Below are 17,590 nucleotides of genomic sequence, written 5' to 3'. Positions count from 1 at the left end.
CTAGTTAATTCCGAAGGCCGCAAACAGTTCCCTGAGCCCCGGCGCGGGTTCGTCATCGGCCCCGGTGTCCCGGATCGCCACCAACGCCCCCATCAGGGCGCACTCGGCCAGAAACCGGCGAGCCTCGGCCGCCGACGCCCGCGGATGTGAAAGCAGCAGCCGGTACAGGTCCCCGCAGCGGTCGCGCATGCTCGCGCCGATAACGGGATCCGCGCTCTCCGCGAATCCTTGGATCAGCATCGGCAGGATGGGATCCTCCAGCAGTGCCGCACGACAATCCCGTGTCTCTGCAGGAGGATTTGTTCGCAACCAGGCGCCACGAACAATGGCCTCCAATCCGTCCCAGGCCTGTTCCAAGCCCATGAGGAACAGTTGACGCTTGCTACCGAACAGCCGAATCACGTAGGCCTGGGAGACGTCCGCCCCACGAGCGATCATGTCGGTGCTCGTTGCCGAATACCCGAACTCCGCGAAAACATCACGGGCGATGTCGCGTATGTGCTCCCGCCGCTGTAGTCCTGTCATGCGTCTGCTCGACATCCCGGCAGTCCGGGTGGTTCTGCTGACGATCGACTCCCGCATTACGAAAGTTCCTATCGTAGAGCTGATTTCACGAAGTCATCAGAGGATCAGTCCGCCATCGATTCCAATGATCTGGCCGGGTTATGAACGACGCGCGCTCGGACACCAAGAAGCCGACGAGGTCGGCCACCTCCTCGGCCCGTCCGAGGCGGGCAAGGGCGGTGCGTTCCACGGCTCGCAGCAACACCTCATCGGGCACGGCCCGTGTCATTTCAGTGTCGATGAAACCCGGTGCGACGGTGTTCGCCCGCACACCGTAGCGGCCAACTTCCCGCGCCAGCGCCTTGGTGAAGCCGCAGATGCCCGCCTTCGCCGCGGAATAGTTGGGCTGCCCCGGGTTTCCGCTGATTCTCGAAATCGACGAGAGCGTCACGACCGCACCCCGCCGACGCTTGATCATTCCGAAGACTGCGGACCGGCAGATGTGAAAGGTGCCGTCCAGGTTAGTGCGTAGCACGGCCTGCCAGTCGTCGCCGGGGAGCATTACAGTCATACCGTCTCGAGTGATCCCGGCCGAGGTGACGACAGCGTCGATCGGACCGAATCCTTCTCACAATCCTGCGGCCTCGGCTTCGGCCTGATAGCAGAAGCTCACGTCGTAGCCGTTCTCGGCCAACTTCAACACCACGGCACGCCCGATGCCGGGGGAGCCGCCCGAGACCAGCGCCACCGGCCGAGATTCACTCATCTGATACCCCCGCCGAAACTGACCGTCACCTGATCGACCTCGAGCACCGCCGACTCCGCGATAGTGCTGATGCCAGAGCAAATAGACAGGCCCGCAGCAGTTTTCACGATCCGCACCCGATGGTGCACCGTCTCCTCAGTGAAGGCTCGTCGCAGAAACCTGACCCCGCGCACGCGACCGACCAGCACCGGAATGTCGTGGTGAGGTACCTTCCAGCGCCCCAGCACCGCCGCAGCCTGCAGCCAGGATTCCAACACCAGATACGGCGGGAAATGGTCGGCATACCAGGGCTGGTCAGCACGAATAGTCAGAAAGCCGCTAAGGCTGACACCCGGCTCGACATCGGCGACACGATCGAGCAGCAGGACCGGCCAGCGATGCGGGAGCACACTGGTCAATTCCACGCCTGCTCCTCGTAACGCAATGTGATGCGGCAGTTTTCGCCGCGTATGGTGTGCACAGCACCGGTGACGTTCGAACCGTCGCGGGTTAGCGAGACCGTCAGTTCGTCTGCGGGCAGCACCGCGTCGGCAAACTTCGCCGAGACAACGCCGGTCAATACGGCTGCTGCGGTTATGCCGCTGGCTCGGGCCGCTCGATCCACCAAGTCGATCAAGCACACGCCGGGTACCACCGGCCGCCCTGGGAAATGACCGAGAAAGATCGCCGACCGGGGATTCACCACCGTCGTCAGCACCGCAGGACCCGTTTCGGTGAATCGCCACTCGAATGGCGTCACCATATTCGCAACAATGCGCATCCCACCCGCCCTTCGTCATCGCTCGTCGTCGCCATCGCAATCCGGCCCGGCTCGCCAGGACCGATCAGCAATTCCACAATTTGGAATCCGGCCGCTGCCGCTCCCGTATCCCCTAGGGCATCGAGACCCGATGTCGCGAGCCGTATTCGACCGAACACATCGGAGATCGCCGCCAATTCAGCCCGTCCCCGCAGCCCGACCCCCGGCGAAGGTGCGACCACCCGGACCTTGTCGGCCTTCACATCTGTACGCCGCAGTGCCCGCCGAATACACTCGGACAGCGCGGTGTCTATGGTGTCCAGCCTCGTGTACGCACCGAATTCCACGGCCAGCAGGTCGGCCAGTGGCTCTCGAGAAGCACCCTTCGGCCTATCGGATTCCACCAGGAACACCACGCAACCTTCCCCGAAAGCCCGCTGCTCTGAGGTAACGCTCTGTGCTACTTCATATTTCACACGTGCCGCGCTGTACTCCTCGACCGCGCCGCAGAGGAGAGTCCGCGCGTGCCCGCCGCGCTGCAGTCGTCGTGCGTAGTTGAGGGCGAGCAGTCCGCCCGCGGGACCGCCGCACACCGTGGCATTCGGTCCCCGCAGCCGATGCCAGATCGCACACTGCCCAGCATGGAAGTTCATCAAATTGGCCGGGATCTTCGCCGGGTTCACTTGATAGGGCTTGGCATAAACCCACGTGTCATTGGCGAAATCGACGATCGCCTGCGTACCGTCACAAACGCTCAGAACGATTCCGAGTTCATCGTCGGCATCGGGGGTCCGATTCTCCCGGCCGAGTCCCACCCGATCGAGCAGCCGACCGGTCGTCTCGACCGCGAGACCGGTGGACCGCTCCATGGCACGCGTTCCGCGCCGACCTAGCGCGACCTCGATGTCGAAGCCCGAGACCAGCCGGGGCTCGTCGCCACCGCCGACCGTGACATCGCCGCCCAGAGCGCCCACATGGTCATCGAGGCCACGGCCCGACGCGGACAACGCGTCCCACGCCGTGATGATGGTCTTCACCCGTGCCTCCCGAGGACGAGGACGGCATTGTTGCCACCGAAAGCGAGCGCGTTGTTCTGGGCGATTCGGACGTCAGCGATGCGCGCCTGGTTCGGAACGCAGTCGATAGCGATGTCCGGGTCAGCCTCGAGATAGTTGATTGTCGGAGGGATGAAGCCCTCTCGCAGCGCGAGCGCGCAGGCTGCCGCTGCGAGCGCGCTGGCAGCGCCCATGGCATGGCCGAGCATCGACTTCACCGATACGGTGGGCGGCGCCGCAGCGCCGAAAACCTGATGGATGGCAGCGACTTCGGTCAGGTCGTTCGCCTTGGTTCCAGTGCCGTGCGCGGAGATGAAATCCACCTCCTCGGGCTTGATTCCGGCCTGGGCGTGGGCACGAGTCATGCACCGCGCCACACTGTCTCGATCCGGAGCCACAGGATGACTCGCGTCACACGACAATCCGTATCCCAAGATCTCCGCGTAAATGCGCGCACCGCGGGCCAGGGCCGCGTCCAGATGTTCGAGGACCAGGACCGCGCCGCCCTCACCGGTCAGGATTCCGCGCCGCCCCCGGTCGAACGGCCGGCACAGGTCGGGAGCGATGGTTCCCAGCCGGTAGAATCCGACGAAGGTATTTCGTACCAGCGCGTCCGCGCCGCCGCATAGCGCGAGATCCACGTCGCCACTCGCAATGGCGTCGAACCCCGCTCCGATGGCGTAGTTGCCCGCCGCGCACGCGGTAGGAATCGTGACCGCCTCAGTGCTGGTGAGTTCCAATTCCCTCGCGATATCTGCGGACAGCCGCCCGGGACGAGCTCGACGCGCTGCCGACGGATCGACATCCGTAACCCCGTTGGCGACCTGGCGCTCAACCTGCGCCTCGATTTCCCGGCTCTCCCCGTTCGTCGTGCCTACCGAGATCAACGAGCGCAACTCGCGGACATACTGCTGAGAGAGTCCCGCGTCGTGCAGAGCCAGTCTCGCACAGGCGACAGCGAACCTGGTGGCTCGCCCCATGGTCTCGGGATTCAATGTCGTGATCGAATCGGCTGGATCGTGATCGCGCACCTCGCAGGCATTTGCGTGATCGAAGCCGTCGGTGGGGAACGCCGCTATCGGACCCACCACCGATCGTCCGGCGCGCAATGCATCGGAGAATTCGGCCGGGCCGACACCGATGCTGCTGACGATGCCCAGACCGGTAATCGCGACCCGACGCCGTTTAGCATCCATTGTCGCCCACTGCCCGCTGTGCCTCGGCGACGACGGCGTAGGTGCGCGACAGGGTAACGATATCGGGCAGCCGTTCCTGGTCGATCGTAATGGCGAAGCCACGCTCGAGGGCGGACAGGATCTCGATGCCCTGCAAGGAATCCGCGTCGTGCTCGTCACGGAAGTCGCCGTCCCACGTTACGTCGGCGACATCCACTTCCAGGATCCTGGCGACAATCTCCGCAATCTCGGCACGCAACTCACCGTCAATAGTGATGTCGGACATCGATCCACCTTCCTCGATCTGGGCCACTACCGCCGTACAACCCACCGGAAGAACCGGATTCGGTTGGTATGGGCCCAATCCTGACCGAGACGTCTGAACCAAATCTTGAGTAGATCTTGAGCAGGTGTTGAGGGGCAACGGATCTCACTGCGATCGCCCGATGCTGACTACGCTGTAGCACTGGGATGTCAGCGGCCAGTGAATTCTCCCCGTATATGAAGTCCGGATAGATTCTTGACGGCTTGTTCCTGGTACATGATTGACGGTGTCTCGCAGGATGATTGACGGTTTCAGGTGATGCTGGACGATGAGCGGGGGTTCGGGTTGTAGCGGGTGACCGGGTCGCCTTTGCGTGGGTGGGTGGAGATTTCGACCTCGCCGTCGAGGATGCGGAAGCAGGTCTAGTCGATGACGACGGTGACGGTCTTCCCGGCGTGCGCGAGGCCGGGTCGGAGCTTCTGCCGGGCGATCATGAACGTCCCATCGGGCCCCGATCCGGCGAATGGCCTTGCGCGGCTGAGACGGAGGCGGAGGCAGGGGGTGGTAGCAGTCCGGCCCCGGTGAGCTTGGCGCGCTGTTCACGCGGAATCGGCGCGGGCAGGGTCTTGACCAGCAGTCCGGCGTGGATGACATACATGATGCTGCCGTCGAAGCGCAGGGTGAGCTGCTTGCCGATCAGACCGGGGCCGAGCGCGACCGGCACCGGCCCGAGCGAGACGATCCCGTCCCTGGTCGCTTTGCGGTCGACCTCGACCACCACAGTTGGTGCCAGCGGAGTGTCGGCGCTGATGCCGCCCTGTGGCTCGGGCCCGGCCGGGCGTCCGCCGCGCAGGAGCATCGATTGCAGGCCGGCGTCGATGAAACTCATTGCGCGGGTGCGGATCAGCTGCCCATCGAGCAGGACATGAACTGTGCGGTCGCTGATCCAGACGGTGACCGTCCGCCCGACCAAGGTCGGGCTGAACTTCAAGCTCTGGGCGCGCGGCAACATCACGTGCCGACCGAGACTGATCACCGCCTCCAACTCCACCGCGTGGAATCGGACATTGTCGCCGTCCTCCGACGAACCCGGCGGCGGGAGCACCGGCGGCCGCGAGGGCTCGAACGCCGACTCGACCGCAGTCGGATCGGTGCTGGACGACGGAATGACGCGCAGGGTATGCGGGCGGAAAACCTGCGCCGGAGTTGCCATTTCTAGTGATTGGTGAGGTCGGGTGTGGTGGTAGGCGTGGACCCAGGCATCAATCGCGGCCTGGGCGGCGGCAGGGTCGGCGAACGGCCTAGAGTGATCGAGCATCTCGCGCCGCAGGGTCTTGTGGAATCGTCCGATCTTTCCCGTCGTGGTCGGCGTCCGCGGCTTGGTCAGCCGCTGGATGATGCCATTCTCACGACACACCCGCTCGAACTGGAGATATTGTCAAGAACTGTGGACGCCGAGTCCAGGTGGGATCGCGTGATCAGTGGGACAGGTGTTGATAGAGGTCGGCGAGGCGGGCTCGTCGGAGTTGGTGAAGAAGGGGTGGTATCGCCAGAGCGGGAACAGCCCGTCGGAATATCGGGCGTCTTTGACGCGTCGCACGATCAGTCGCGCGGTGGTCTTGTGTTTTGTGGAAGCGAAAGCGGTGTAAGAGATTTCGGCGACCTCTGCATCGGAGGTCCAGTCCCCGGTGTCGGGGTCGCGGACCGCGCCGGGGTATTTCACCGGTGTCCACGCGTCGGCGGCGATCACCTCGATCGCGCGGGTGACCGCGGGGTTGTGGGTCAGGACGAGGGAGAACTTCGCGCCCGCGCGCAGGGCTGCGCGCACGACTGTGTGCGTGCCGCAGCAGCGAATCGATGTCGAGGAAACAGCGGGTCGCCGCGCCAGGCAGCAGATCCACCCGAGCCGCGAGCGCGCACAGATGCTGAGCCGGCACCGATTCCAGCTGTTTCGCGTGCCCGAAAGTGAACTCGCGCAACAATGTTCCGACCGTCGAGGGTGCGTACACTCCGGCGAACGACTCGCCGCCGCCACCGCTGCGCAGCAGGTCGATGTCGTCAATGCTGTCCGCGCCCGCGCACATCCCGGGGTGGATCGAGGGTTAGCGATGCGTGATGTCAGCGCTTTGCGGAGTGTGAGCACCACTAGCACTCCCTCGAGGCCGCGCGATGCGTAAACGTCGCGGCACTCGCATTGGGGAGTCACGCGAACACCACCTCGTCGTAGACAGTGATCGCCGTGATCCGCCGGACCTGCGCCGCCTGAGTCGGGCCGTCATTGCGCTGGCAAAAGAATCCAAAGAGGTCGAGGAGTCTCCGTGAAAATGCTGGCATCCCCGATCCCGCGGTCGCGTACCTGCGTATCTCCGACAAGAAGCAGTTGAACACTGCTCGGATCGTGAAGGAGTTCGTCGAACCCGGTGTTTCTGCCCAGAGCATCGAGAAGCGTGCCGTGTTCCAGGAGATGCTGGTCTACCTCAAAGAGCATCCGGAGATCGAGTATGTGATCGTGTACGCGCTGTCCCGGGCGTTCCGCAACTACATCGACGCTGCGGTCACCAAGCGGCAGCTGGACATGATGGGCGTGAAGCTGATCTCGGCCCGCAAAGACTTCGATGACGGCATCTACGCCGACATGATGGCCGCCATCACCGACATCTTCAACGACATCCAGAACAAGCTGTCCGGCCAGGACATCAGCATCAAGATGCTGAACAAGGCGATGAACGGCGGCACCTGCGGCCGAGCAAACCTCGGCTACGTCAATGCCCGCATCCTCGTCGAAGGCCGACAGGTGAACACCATTCAATGCTTCTACATCGACGATCTGGAGGACACGGTGGCACCGCGGGTGACCGATGAGAAGGTTCCGGTCTTCGCCGACCTCCACACGGCGGCCCACCGTTGCACAAGCCCGCAAACAACCAGGTCAAAGCGGTTAAAAGAGAATCGAATCGCACCAAAGGTCTGCGGTTCGAATAAGGACCTCACGGTGGTCCCAGCTGGTTTCGAACCAGCAACCTCTCGCGTGCAGGTACCGCTCTATCGCCTGCGGCGCGACGGCCCTTGTAGTACAAGCGGCACCGAGCCACGCGATCGCCGGGGACGACAGTCGGGAATCTGACGAGCGTCGGGTTCCTTCGATCGCCTGAGGGTCGCCCAAGAAGGTGCCCGAATCGACAAAACCCCTTCCCTTTTGGAAACACAGATGGAATCCTCGATTTCATCTGGCGTAGAGCGAGGGACTCGATCAGAACCGAATCGAGGCCTTGTCTATGTTGCGACTCCAGAATCTTCGCTGTGTCGATTGCAGCAGTAGTCCCGAATACACACGCACGCGTCATTGCCTGAGCACGATCGCCGCAGGCTGTCGCTCCAAGACTGCCGATGAGCCACCTTGCGGCGCCGCCTTCGGGAGCCTTCCCCTTTCCGTCAAGGGCCGGCAGCGCGAGGTCACGTCTCAGGGGCGTTCCGTACGCGCCATTCTTCTCGATGCCTGGCTTTGCTTGGCCGGCAGCGTTTTTCATTCGACTAATGCCCACCGAGGCGATCATGGGAGATGACGAAGTATGGCTCAGCACCGGTGAGGTCGCCGAGCGTCTGAAGATTCCCAAGAAGACTTTGGCCAGCTGGGCAGCCGCGGAACGCGGCCCGCGCTTCGCACGCATGGGGCGGTACAGACGTTATCGCCTGTCGGATCTACTGCGCTGGGTGCAAGGGCAAAGCCCACCGCCGCGAAACCCTCGGCCTGCGCGGCCGCCGCGTCCTGGTCTCGCGTCGCTGGACCGGGAAGACCCTCCCGGATCACAAGGCCGACCGCGCCGAGTTCGTTCGGCAAATCCTCGCCGCGGTCGGTATCCAACGCCCGGACCCGTCGCGGCTGATTGTGAAACCGGTCGAGCCGGGAGACAAGAACGTGCCACCGCGAGAGCACCTGATCATGGCCTCGATCGCGCAGCGGATCAAATGGCGCGCCCAATACGAAACCGCACGCTTGGAAGCCAGTCCACCAGGCGAACAAAAACATTCGGCAACGCAGATCGCGGCGTGACAACGGAGGTCGAAGTGATCGAGAATCGTTGGTACACAACGGAAGAGGTTGCGGCAATGCTCAAGATCGACCCATCGAGCTTGCGGCGGTGGCGTGTGGCTCGTCCCCCACAGGGGCCGCCCTTCGTTCAGGTCTCGGATCGTGTGATCCGGTATCACTCGGCTGACGTGGCCGAGTATCTGCGGCGCAAACGTGTTGATCCGATGGCGGCGTGATGGTCGACAAGCAGATTGTGCCGCTGGGGGTCGTCGTTCGGGGTGACATCGAGAAGCGGGATCGCGCCAAGCCGTTTCGGGCCCGTGTTCGCTGGACCGACCCGGCGACTGGGACACGGCCGTCCAAGTCCGAGTCGTTCGATACCGAGGAGGGGGCGCAAGAATGGCTCGACAAGATCAAACGCGCTGCGTCACGGGGTGTCGATCCGAAGACAGCGACGGCCAAGCTGGCGGACTACGGGAAAGCGAACATGGATTTCGCCATGCGCGGCGTCGAGCCGAAGACGCTCGATCCGTACCTCGCGGGCTGGCGTAAACGTGTCGTTCCGACAGTCGGCCATCTGCCCGTCACCATGATCACGGCGGGTATTGCCGACCGGGCCGTGTCCGCCTGGATCGCGGACGGGTGCGGAAAATCGACGGTCAAGAACTCGCTGGCCGCGTTCGTACGGGTCATGGAACAGGCCGTGCGTGACGAGTTGATCGACAAGAATCCCGTGGCCGTCGTGGGCTGGCAGAAGCAATTCGCGCGATACGAGGACGAGCTGGAAGACCCGCGAGCACTGGCATTGCCTGATTGGCGGGCACTGACGACGTTGGCGGATGCGCTGGTAGCGGCATCGGCGGACAAGTATCGGGGCTGGGGTGATGTCGTGACGTTCATGGCGTGCACAGCTACCCGGATCGGTGAGGCATCCGGCTGCCGGGTCGGTGATATCGATGCGGATCGGTGGGTGTGGACCTTGCGTCGGCAGACCACCCCGGGCCCCGGTGGGATGGCCGATAAGGGCACGAAGGGCAAACGGGCTCGACGTATTCCGATCATCGAGGAGTTACGCCCGATCGTCGCCAGGCGACTGGAAGGCCGCCAGGATCAACCTGACGCGCGGCTGTTCGTGGGGCCCCGCGGCGGACGAATCAGCACTGGCGTTCTTCGGCGGGCAACGCATTGGGATGCGGTGGTGACGAAGCTGGGATACGACCACCTTCGGCGTCACGATCTCCGGCATACGGGGCTCACCTGGATGGCGGATGCCGGGGTGCCGCTGCATCGGCTCCAACGGATAGCCGGCCACACCGACCCGCGCATCACGCAGCGGTATCTGCATCCGGATATGGCGGCGCTGACCGAAGACGGAAACATGCTGTCACGGCATCTACGGTCCCCGAATGGTCCCCAACTGCATGTCGTCGGCGAATGACAAAACCCCTCCCGACCAGGTCAGGAGGGGTTTTCTTCTGTCGGGCTGACAGGATTTGAACCTGCGACCACTTGACCCCCAGTCAAGTGCGCTACCAAGCTGCGCCACAGCCCGTGGCTCCCGCTTGCGGGTGCTCGAAGAGATTACCTCACTACCCCCTTGTTGGACCAAATCGGCTGGATGCGGGCGACGCCGACCGGGGCGGGAGGTCGGTCGGGGCTCCGGTGCAGCTTCTTGATCAGCGACTACGGAGGTGGATCGGAGGCCCTCAGAAAGCTCGTGTGTCGGCGCTCCTGGGCGGGCGCGGGGCCGGTTGGCGGCGGGCACTTCCACCGATGCAGCGGCAGGCCGGCGACTCGAATGGACTTGGCGCCCTTGGGTAATCACCGTTTGGCAGTCTGGAAGTTCGGTTCACGTGAGTGCGAAGGCCGCTCGATTCGGTGTGCGCTTCGTTCGGGACGGGGTTGTGGTGCCGGAGCGGGTCGTCGATATCGAGCGCCGTCACGAGACCGAAGTGGACATCGATGGCGACGAAACGTTCGTGGAGTACTCGTCTCCGGTGGTTGCCTTCCGGACCGCCGACTGTCGTGAGATGCGCGGTCGGCGATTTTCGCGCGCGGACGCACGATGGCCACTCGGCGCAATGTCCGGTTCGTGGCCGCTTCCCAGCGTGGATAGTGGCAAGGGGCGAACGTGGACGCCGGGTGAGGCCGTTGGGTCAGGTATCTGCCGAAAGAGCCGGAGCGGTTCCGGGTCGAGGGCAAGCCCAGCGGTCAGCTCCTCTGGTTCCTGCCGCTGTCGCCGGCCCTGCTGAGCACAGCCATCGGGTGCACGCTTGTCGTGGTTGAAATCTTCTGACAGGGCCCGCCGATGCGCGCTGCGGTCGGGACCTCCGAACGCTGTTCGGTGCGCCACCGACTACCTGAGCTCCGGTGACCAGTCCTCCCAGCGCGGGAGCCACCAATAGTCGCCCCGGTCCAATGCCGATGCGACGCGCTCGGCCTCGGCCCACACCATGTCCGCCTCCGCAGGTGTGAGGCGACCGCAATCGACCTGCCCTGCGACGTCGTTGCGGTCCTTCCACTGCCATCCGCTGTCTCGCAGGACGATGTCGAGTCCGTGATCATCGGTGTCGAAGTAGGTGTCGCCGCGATGGTATGGCCTTTCGAAGTTGATGTACCAGTGATCGAAACGGCTGTGCCGAAAGAATCCCCACACCGAATGCGCATCGCCGGGACGGTAGAGCTGCAGCACGCTACTGCCGCTCCATCGGTCCCTGCTCGACCAGGGATGTGGGCCGAATGGATGCGGCGGAAATTCGAACGGGGCGCCTTCATCGATCCATACAGCGAGTACGTCGTCGTCGGCGACTACCTGGACCGACATCGTCATCCACACTTCTCCGTGCAGGGCCTCGCGGCGCTGCACCGTGGACCCGACCGCGAACTTGGGCATGGTCGCCACGTTAACCCGTCCCACCATGCTGTTCGGTGATGTTCTGGCAACGGCTTTCCGGTACCTACTCTCGGAAGGCCATGTGTCGCAGGTCTCGCCGGGTTGGAGCATCTGAAAACCGCTCCACACGACAAGGTTTCACCTGCTGGAGCTGGCGGCCGAGATGGGCGCGCTCACGGGCGTGTCGGCCAGAGCGCCCCGGCCCAGTCGGATACCTCGCCCCCGGATGGGGTGGGTCGGATATCGAACCCGGCGAATTGGAGACGCTGTGCGCCCGACCAGCGCCGCCGGAGGGGCTTGGTGGAAATCTTGAAGTCCGACGCCTCGGCTCTCCTGACCCCGGTCGCGGTTCTAACGTCCGATCAGCATCGGTACCGGCTCGATCGGCAGAGGAGACTGCGCAGATGGCACTGTTCGACAGGGAGAGGCCGCGCCATGTCCGCGGGATGGCTGGGGCCTCGGCGGTCGCGTCGATCGCTGTCACGCCGGCCGTGGTCGGCATCTCGGCAGCCACGCCCGCGGCGGCGCAGACGACGTGTGCCGATGTCGACGTCGTCGTCGCTCGCGGCACCGGCGAACCGCTCGGCGACGGCCCCGGTCTCGGCGCTGTCGTCGGCGATCCGGTGTATCACGCACTCGCACAGCGCTTGTCGATCTCGCACAGCGCCTATCGCGTTCGGTACCCGGCCGGCCTGGCCCAACCGTGGTCGGTGCAGCAGGGTAACCGCGACCTGCTGAACCATGTGACCGGCGCGGCGAAGGCGTGCCCGAACCAGCGCTTCGTCCTGGTCGGGTATTCGCAACGGGCGAACGTGGTCGACAATTCGATCGGTATCAGCAGTGTGGGCGCGAAGGTCGGCGGGCCGATCCTCGCCACCCTGCCCGTGTCGGTGGGCGCCGAAGATCGCCGCGATTCTGTTGTTCGGCAACCCATTCGCGGTATCGGTCACAGCGTCACCGGCCCTTACGGGAGCCGCACCTCGACACCTGCACCGCGAACGACCCGGTCTGCGATCCGAAGGGCACGAGTTGGAAAGTGCACCGGACCAGCCACACCGTGGAGGCCGGCGAGGCGGCGGACTTCGCCGTCGGGCATCTGTGACACCCTCTGCGAGAAACGGAAAGCGTTGGGCCCGTGGGGAAGATATCGCCGCATTCGACAAGCGATGTGCCAGCTGGCTTTTCGAACAGAGAACCACCCGCCCAACCGCATCCGATGCGGTTCGGCGGGTGGGTGAGGGACCGGAGTCAGATGCCGATCACGCTTCGCATCTGATCGAACCAGTCCACGACCATGTTCACGACCTGAGACAAATCACCGATAATCATCGGGTTCCTCCTTTCGGTAACATTTGCGGACTGCGTATTTCGTCATACCCGGGAGGTCGGGGAATTAACGTCTTCTGTCCGTCCCGCTCACGGCAGGTTCACGCAGCATCGCGGAAACGACCAGGTGGCAGTTGGACATTCGATCGCCAGCATCCCTGCCGACCGCCGAGGACACGGCAAGGTAGCCGACAAAACCGCTCGGAAACAATCGCTTTCCACATCGAGCCGGAAAGGTTTGCATGACAAACTGTTTCGAGCAGCCGGTCGCCGTTTCCCCACACCCGGTGTTCACGACATGCGGCGCGCAGTAGTCGAGGATGGAGTCCGACTCTTCCGTGGCGGCGAGGTGACCGCCCGGCGGCGATCACCGCCTCACCGACGCCTGCCGAGGGGCTGGCCGATCCGGCACCCCGACGACGACACTGGACGGTATGCGTTTGAACCAGGTCACCGTCGGCAGCACGGACCTCGATCGCTCCGAGCGTTTCTACCGGCTGCTCGGCCTGCGCCTGATCGTCAAGAACGATCACTATCTGCGGTTCGAATGTCCCGCCGGTGAGAGCACCTTTTCGGTCGACCGTGTCGACGCGGTGCCGGCCGGCGAGGAAATCACCCTGTATTTCGAGACCGACGACCTCGACGGCGAGTATCGGCGCCTGTCCGACGCCGGCATCGCATTCGACCAGTCCCCCGCCGATATGCCCTGGCTGTGGCGCGAAGCCCGGTTGCGTGACCCCGACGGCCACCGGCTGTGCCTGTTCCATGCCGCCGGCAACAGGCGCGATCCGCCGTGGCGGCTGCCCGGCTGATCGGCGGGCGCGAGCAGCGCGGCACTTTCCTTGCTTGCTAAACTTTGCAATCAAGAGCGGCGGGGCAGGCCGAGAGCCGTGGACCAAAGGGAGTGATTGCGTGCCCGGACTGAGCAGGCCGCTCTATCAGATGAAAGCGGAGTTCTTCAAAACACTGGGGCATCCGATCCGGATTCGCGTGCTCGAACTGCTCAGCGAGCGCGAACACGCCGTCTCCGAGATGCTGACCGAAATCGGTATCGAACCGGCGAATCTGTCGCAGCAGCTCGCGATTCTGCGCCGAGCCGGTTTGGTCGCGGCCCGGCGCGAGGGGCTATCGGTCACCTACGAGCTCACCTCACCGCAGGTCGCGGAATTGCTGACGGTGGCACGAGCGATCCTGACCGGCGTGGTCGCGGGCCAAGCGGAGGCACTGGAAGAGCCCGCCTGACGATCCGGCGGTAGCGGCCGGAACTATCGGCGCCGGGGGGCCGAATACATGTCTGATTGCAGCTTTTCTAAACTAACTACATTGCAGCTTTATCAAGGAGGCAGGTCTCGTGTCCGATAGTTCACGTGTCATCGCACGGCTCGACGAGGTTCCGGTGGCTCACGAGAGCGTTCTGGCGTGGATCGCCGAAGTGGCCGAGCTGACGGCGCCCGAGCACATCGTCCTGTGCGACGGCTCCCGCGCGGAGTGGGATCGGCTGACCGCACGGTTGGTCGAGAAGGGAACCTTCGTTCCGCTGACCGGCAAGCCGAACTCGTTCTGGTGCGTCTCCGATCCGGAGGACGTCGCGCGGGTGGAGGATCGCACGTTCATCTGCTCCGAACGTGAGACCGACGCCGGTCCGACCAACAACTGGGTCGACCCGGTGGATATGCGCACGGTGATGACCGAACACTATCGCGGCGCGATGGCCGGTCGGACGATGTATGTCATCGCGTTCTGCATGGGGCCGCTGGATGCGGAGGATCCGAAATTCGGTGTGCAGATTACCGATTCGGAGTACGTGGCGGTGTCGATGCAGATCATGACGCGGTCCGGTGACGCCGTGTGGAAAAAGTTCACGGCCGGAACGGAATTCGTCAAATGCCTGCATTCGGTCGGGGCACCGCTGGGCGCCGGTGAGCCGGATGCCGCGTGGCCGTGCGATACCACCAAATACATCTCCCACTTCCCCGAGCGACGCGAGATCTGGAGCTACGGATCCGGCTACGGCGGCAATGCTCTGCTGGGCAAGAAGTGTTTCGCGCTGCGCATCGCCTCGGTGCTCGGCCGCGACGAAGGATGGCTGGCCGAGCACATGCTGATCCTGAAATTGACTTCCCCGCAAGGGAAGACACACTATGTCGCCGCGGCGTTCCCGTCGTCGTGCGGCAAGACGAATCTGGCCATGCTCGAGCCCGCGCTCGACGGCTGGACCGCCGAGACGGTCGGCGACGATATCGCGTGGCTGCGCTTCGGCGCCGACGGCCGGCTCTACGCGGTCAATCCCGAGGCCGGATTCTTCGGTGTCGCCCCCGGCACCGGCGCCACGACCAACACCAACGCCATCGCCACCATCGCGAAGGGCGATTCGATCTTCACCAACACCGCCCGCACCGACGACGGGGACGTGTGGTGGGAGGGATTGACCGCCGAGCCGCCCGCCCATCTCGTCGACTGGCACGGCAACGATTGGACGCCCGCATCGGGAACGCTTGCCGCGCACCCGAATTCGCGATACTGCACGCCGATTCGCCAGTGCCCGTCGGTGGCTCCGGAATGGGACGATCCGGCCGGCGTGCCGATTTCGGCGATCTTCTTCGGCGGCCGCCGCGCGACCACCGTCCCACTGGTCGCCGAGTCCTTCGACTGGGCGCACGGAGTGTTCACCGCCTCGGTGTTGTCCTCGGAGACCACCGCCGCCGCGGCCGGGACAGTCGGCGTCGTGCGGCGCGATCCGATGGCGATGCTGCCGTTCCTCGGCTATCACGTCGGTGACTACTTCGCCCACTGGCTCCGGCTCGGCGCCGCCGTCGACCCGGCGAAACTGCCGAAGATCTTCCAGGTCAACTGGTTTCGCCGCGGTCCGGAAGGTAAATTCCTGTGGCCCGGCTTCGGCGACAACGTGCGCGTGCTGAAGTGGGCACTGGACCGTCTCGACGGCATCGCAGAGGCGGTCGAGACGCCGATCGGCTACGTGCCGCCAGTCGAGGCGCTCGACCTCACCGGACTCGACGACCGGCAGCGCGCCGGGGCCGCAGCCTCGCTCGCGGTCGACATCGACGAGTGGGTGGCCGAGGTGTCCGATATCGACCACTGGTACGCCACCATCGGCGGCAATCGGCTGCCCGAACCGTTGCGGGAACAGCTCGCCGCGCTGAAACTGCGTCTGGCAGCCCGGTTGTGAACATCGCCGCACTACTCCCCCGCTGGTCCGATTGGCGTCCGGCTGTGCGCGCCCCGGGCCCCGATCTGCTGTCGGGGCTGATCGTCGCCCTGGTGGCGCTGCCACTGGCACTGGGCTTCGGCATCAGCTCCGGGCTCGGCGCCGCGGCCGGACTGACCACCGCGGTCGTGGCGGGCATCGTGGCCGCGATATTCGGCGGCTCCCGTTTCCAGGTGTCGGGGCCGACCGGGGCGATGACCGTCGTGCTGGTTCCGATCGTCCACCAGCACGGCGGGGGCGGGGTGCTGGCCGTGGGCCTGATGGCCGGCATCGTGCTGGTGGCGCTCGCGGTCGCCGGGGCCGGGCGTGCGGTGCGCTACATGCCGGCCCCGGTGATCGAGGGCTTCACCGCCGGCATCGCCGTGGTGATCGCGCTGCAGCAGTTCCCCAACGCCCTGGGAATCGCACACGCGCACGGGGACAAGGTCTGGCAGTCGGCCTACGACGCTGTGCGCCAATATATTTCGCATCCGCATCTCGCGCCGGTCGTGATCGCCCTGGCGGTGGCCGCGATGATGCTGGTGGGCGGTCGGTTCCTGCCGAAGCTGCCGTTCGCTCTGCTGGCCGTCGCCGGCGCGACCGTCGTGGTCGCGGTCTTCGACATCCACACCGCGGCCATCGGCGCCCTGCCTTCAGGGCTGAGCGCACCGACCCTGGACTTCCTCGATTGGGGCAGCCTCGGATCACTGGTGGCGCCGGCGCTGGCGGTCGCCGCACTGGGCGCCCTCGAATCACTGCTGTCGGCGACCGCCGCGGACGCCATGGCCGTCGGCACCCGTCACGATCCCGATCGCGAACTGTTCGGACAGGGTTTGGCCAATATCGCCGCACCACTGTTCGGCGGGGTGCCCGCAACCGGCGCGATCGCACGCACCGCCGTCAACGTCCGCTCCGGCGCCCGCACCCGGCTGGCCGCGCTGACGCATGCGGTGGTCCTGGCCGCGATCATCTACCTGGCCGCACCACTGGTCGCCGATATTCCGGTTGCCGCGCTGGCCGGTGTGCTGCTGGCCACGACGGTTCGGATGGTGGAAACCGCGTCTGTGACCGCCATCGCGCGCGCGTCGCGCGGCGACGCACTCATCATGGCCGCGACATTCCTGGTCACGGTCGCCCTGGACCTGGTGACCGCGGTCGGTGCCGGCGTCGCGATCGCCGTCGTGCTCGCCCTGCGTTCGGTGGCGAAAGAGGCTCGGCTGCATCAGGTTCCGCTCGACGAGGCCGACCACCTCGCCGAGGAACACGGCCTCTTGCACGACCGCATCGTCGCCTACCGCATCGACGGGCCGCTGTTCTTCGCCGCCGCGCACCGCTTCCTGCTGGAGCTGACCGAGGTCGCCGACGTCCACGTGGTGGTGCTGCGCATGTCACATGTCACCGCACTCGACACCACCGGGGCACTGGTCCTCAAGGACGCCGTCACGAAACTGCAGCACCGCCACATCACGGTCCTGATGTCGGGGCTGCGCGAAGACCACCGCCGCCGGCTCGCGATGCTCGGAGCGCTGCCCGCGGGCGGCGAGACGCAGATCTTCGAGCAGACGCCCGACGCCCTGGCGTACGCACGCGCCCTGTGATCGCCGCGAGCCGAAACGTCCCGGCGCTGCGGTG

At 65.0% G+C, this 17,590-nt stretch carries 19 protein-coding genes, 1 tRNA gene and 2 pseudogenes; 10 read left to right on the top strand and 12 right to left on the bottom strand.

Going from position 1 to position 17,590, the window contains the following annotated elements; all coding sequences use genetic code 11:
* The 10 genes and pseudogenes from IRT45_RS20770 to IRT45_RS20730 form a co-directional block, all read right to left on the bottom strand.
* Positions 1–525: a TetR/AcrR family transcriptional regulator gene (locus IRT45_RS20770; protein ID WP_194807492.1), complete on the bottom strand. Its 525-nt coding sequence runs from the start codon at positions 523–525 to the stop codon at positions 1–3.
* A gap of 85 nt (positions 526–610) precedes the next feature.
* Complete coding sequence (locus tag IRT45_RS20765) at positions 611–1,075, bottom strand: SDR family oxidoreductase (protein WP_305082318.1); 465 nt, start codon at positions 1,073–1,075, stop codon at positions 611–613.
* Positions 1,076–1,132: 57 nt separating this feature from the next.
* Complete coding sequence (locus IRT45_RS37075) at positions 1,133–1,270, bottom strand: hypothetical protein (RefSeq protein WP_228534680.1); 138 nt, start codon at positions 1,268–1,270, stop codon at positions 1,133–1,135.
* The gene (locus IRT45_RS20760) at positions 1,267–1,674 is read right to left on the bottom strand and encodes a 3-hydroxyacyl-ACP dehydratase FabZ family protein (RefSeq protein WP_194807491.1); all 408 of its coding nucleotides are present in this window, start codon (positions 1,672–1,674) and stop codon (positions 1,267–1,269) included. The genes IRT45_RS37075 and IRT45_RS20760 overlap by 4 nt, the downstream gene beginning before the upstream one ends.
* On the bottom strand, positions 1,665–2,012 hold the full coding sequence (locus tag IRT45_RS20755) for a hypothetical protein (RefSeq protein WP_194807490.1): 348 nt from the start codon (positions 2,010–2,012) through the stop codon (positions 1,665–1,667). The genes IRT45_RS20760 and IRT45_RS20755 overlap by 10 nt, the downstream gene beginning before the upstream one ends.
* Positions 2,006–3,046 carry a beta-ketoacyl synthase N-terminal-like domain-containing protein gene (locus tag IRT45_RS20750; protein ID WP_194807489.1) on the bottom strand — a complete coding sequence of 347 codons (1,041 nt, stop codon included), beginning with the start codon at positions 3,044–3,046 and terminating at the stop codon, positions 2,006–2,008. The genes IRT45_RS20755 and IRT45_RS20750 overlap by 7 nt, the downstream gene beginning before the upstream one ends.
* On the bottom strand, positions 3,043–4,260 hold the full coding sequence (locus tag IRT45_RS20745) for a beta-ketoacyl synthase (RefSeq protein WP_194807504.1): 1,218 nt from the start codon (positions 4,258–4,260) through the stop codon (positions 3,043–3,045). Before IRT45_RS20745 ends, IRT45_RS20750 begins: the two co-directional genes overlap by 4 nt.
* The gene (locus tag IRT45_RS20740; RefSeq protein ID WP_194807488.1) at positions 4,250–4,525 is read right to left on the bottom strand and encodes an acyl carrier protein; all 276 of its coding nucleotides are present in this window, start codon (positions 4,523–4,525) and stop codon (positions 4,250–4,252) included. Before IRT45_RS20740 ends, IRT45_RS20745 begins: the two co-directional genes overlap by 11 nt.
* Positions 4,526–4,994: 469 nt before the next feature.
* The gene (locus tag IRT45_RS20735; RefSeq protein WP_194807487.1) at positions 4,995–5,921 is read right to left on the bottom strand and encodes an integrase core domain-containing protein; all 927 of its coding nucleotides are present in this window, start codon (positions 5,919–5,921) and stop codon (positions 4,995–4,997) included.
* A gap of 78 nt (positions 5,922–5,999) precedes the next feature.
* A pseudogene (locus IRT45_RS20730) lies at positions 6,000–6,591 on the bottom strand (IS1380 family transposase); the annotation flags it as partial.
* Between the two features lie 311 nt (positions 6,592–6,902).
* Here IRT45_RS20730 and IRT45_RS20725 point away from each other — a divergent pair.
* From IRT45_RS20725 to IRT45_RS20710, 5 genes and pseudogenes are all read left to right on the top strand, one after another.
* Entirely contained in the window at positions 6,903–7,628 is a 726-nt protein-coding gene (locus IRT45_RS20725) for a recombinase family protein (RefSeq protein ID WP_375540130.1), read from the top strand.
* A gap of 263 nt (positions 7,629–7,891) precedes the next feature.
* Positions 7,892–8,167, top strand: a pseudogene (locus IRT45_RS37805) (hypothetical protein); the annotation flags it as partial.
* A gap of 22 nt (positions 8,168–8,189) precedes the next feature.
* Positions 8,190–8,555: a replication initiator gene (locus IRT45_RS37070; protein WP_375540131.1), complete on the top strand. Its 366-nt coding sequence runs from the start codon at positions 8,190–8,192 to the stop codon at positions 8,553–8,555.
* The gene (locus tag IRT45_RS38050; RefSeq protein WP_194807502.1) at positions 8,471–8,770 is read left to right on the top strand and encodes a helix-turn-helix domain-containing protein; all 300 of its coding nucleotides are present in this window, start codon (positions 8,471–8,473) and stop codon (positions 8,768–8,770) included. Before IRT45_RS37070 ends, IRT45_RS38050 begins: the two co-directional genes overlap by 85 nt.
* Entirely contained in the window at positions 8,770–9,972 is a 1,203-nt protein-coding gene (locus IRT45_RS20710; protein ID WP_194807501.1) for a site-specific integrase, read from the top strand. Before IRT45_RS38050 ends, IRT45_RS20710 begins: the two co-directional genes overlap by 1 nt.
* A gap of 40 nt (positions 9,973–10,012) precedes the next feature.
* On the opposite strand, the gene IRT45_RS20705 is transcribed toward IRT45_RS20710, so the two are convergent.
* A tRNA-Pro gene (locus IRT45_RS20705) sits at positions 10,013–10,086 on the bottom strand.
* Between the two features lie 804 nt (positions 10,087–10,890).
* Positions 10,891–11,427: a DUF402 domain-containing protein gene (locus IRT45_RS20700; protein ID WP_194807486.1), complete on the bottom strand. Its 537-nt coding sequence runs from the start codon at positions 11,425–11,427 to the stop codon at positions 10,891–10,893.
* Between the two features lie 257 nt (positions 11,428–11,684).
* Here IRT45_RS20700 and IRT45_RS20695 point away from each other — a divergent pair, with 257 nt between their 5' ends.
* The 5 genes from IRT45_RS20695 to IRT45_RS20675 all read left to right on the top strand — a co-directional run bounded on the left by IRT45_RS20695 (position 11,685) and on the right by IRT45_RS20675 (position 17,556).
* Positions 11,685–12,665: a cutinase family protein gene (locus IRT45_RS20695; RefSeq protein WP_228534678.1), complete on the top strand. Its 981-nt coding sequence runs from the start codon at positions 11,685–11,687 to the stop codon at positions 12,663–12,665.
* 522 nt (positions 12,666–13,187) lie between these two features.
* Complete coding sequence (locus IRT45_RS20690) at positions 13,188–13,565, top strand: VOC family protein (RefSeq protein ID WP_194807485.1); 378 nt, start codon at positions 13,188–13,190, stop codon at positions 13,563–13,565.
* Between the two features lie 130 nt (positions 13,566–13,695).
* A complete protein-coding gene (locus IRT45_RS20685; protein ID WP_194807500.1) occupies positions 13,696–13,995 on the top strand; it encodes a metalloregulator ArsR/SmtB family transcription factor in 300 nt (99 codons plus the stop codon).
* Positions 13,996–14,104: 109 nt separating this feature from the next.
* A complete protein-coding gene (locus tag IRT45_RS20680; RefSeq protein ID WP_194807484.1) occupies positions 14,105–15,940 on the top strand; it encodes a phosphoenolpyruvate carboxykinase (GTP) in 1,836 nt (611 codons plus the stop codon).
* A 2-nt stretch (positions 15,941–15,942) separates the two neighbouring features.
* Positions 15,943–17,556: a SulP family inorganic anion transporter gene (locus IRT45_RS20675; protein WP_194807499.1), complete on the top strand. Its 1,614-nt coding sequence runs from the start codon at positions 15,943–15,945 to the stop codon at positions 17,554–17,556.
* Positions 17,557–17,590: the final 34 nt, after the last annotated feature.

It is taken from the genome of Nocardia sp. BSTN01 (assembly GCF_015354405.1).
Taxonomy (GTDB): domain Bacteria; phylum Actinomycetota; class Actinomycetes; order Mycobacteriales; family Mycobacteriaceae; genus Nocardia.
Note: the sequence above shows the minus strand (reverse complement) of the source record. Positions and strands in the feature narration are given on the sequence as shown.

What these genes read in the sequence shown, in the direction of transcription:
- IRT45_RS20710 (WP_194807501.1), top strand. Translation starts at nt 8,770, where the DNA reads ATGGTCGACAAGCAGATTGTGCCGCTGGGGGTCGTCGTTCGGGGTGAC.
- IRT45_RS20740 (WP_194807488.1), bottom strand. Translation starts at nt 4,525, where the DNA reads ATGTCCGACATCACTATTGACGGTGAGTTGCGTGCCGAGATTGCGGAG.
- IRT45_RS20770 (WP_194807492.1), bottom strand. Translation starts at nt 525, where the DNA reads ATGACAGGACTACAGCGGCGGGAGCACATACGCGACATCGCCCGTGAT.
- IRT45_RS20755 (WP_194807490.1), bottom strand. Translation starts at nt 2,012, where the DNA reads ATGGTGACGCCATTCGAGTGGCGATTCACCGAAACGGGTCCTGCGGTG.
- IRT45_RS20765 (WP_305082318.1), bottom strand. Translation starts at nt 1,075, where the DNA reads ATGACTGTAATGCTCCCCGGCGACGACTGGCAGGCCGTGCTACGCACT.
- IRT45_RS20745 (WP_194807504.1), bottom strand. Translation starts at nt 4,260, where the DNA reads ATGGATGCTAAACGGCGTCGGGTCGCGATTACCGGTCTGGGCATCGTC.
- IRT45_RS20685 (WP_194807500.1), top strand. Translation starts at nt 13,696, where the DNA reads ATGAAAGCGGAGTTCTTCAAAACACTGGGGCATCCGATCCGGATTCGC.
- IRT45_RS20690 (WP_194807485.1), top strand. Translation starts at nt 13,188, where the DNA reads ATGCGTTTGAACCAGGTCACCGTCGGCAGCACGGACCTCGATCGCTCC.
- IRT45_RS20700 (WP_194807486.1), bottom strand. Translation starts at nt 11,427, where the DNA reads ATGCCCAAGTTCGCGGTCGGGTCCACGGTGCAGCGCCGCGAGGCCCTG.
- IRT45_RS38050 (WP_194807502.1), top strand. Translation starts at nt 8,471, where the DNA reads ATGGCGCGCCCAATACGAAACCGCACGCTTGGAAGCCAGTCCACCAGG.
- IRT45_RS37075 (WP_228534680.1), bottom strand. Translation starts at nt 1,270, where the DNA reads ATGAGTGAATCTCGGCCGGTGGCGCTGGTCTCGGGCGGCTCCCCCGGC.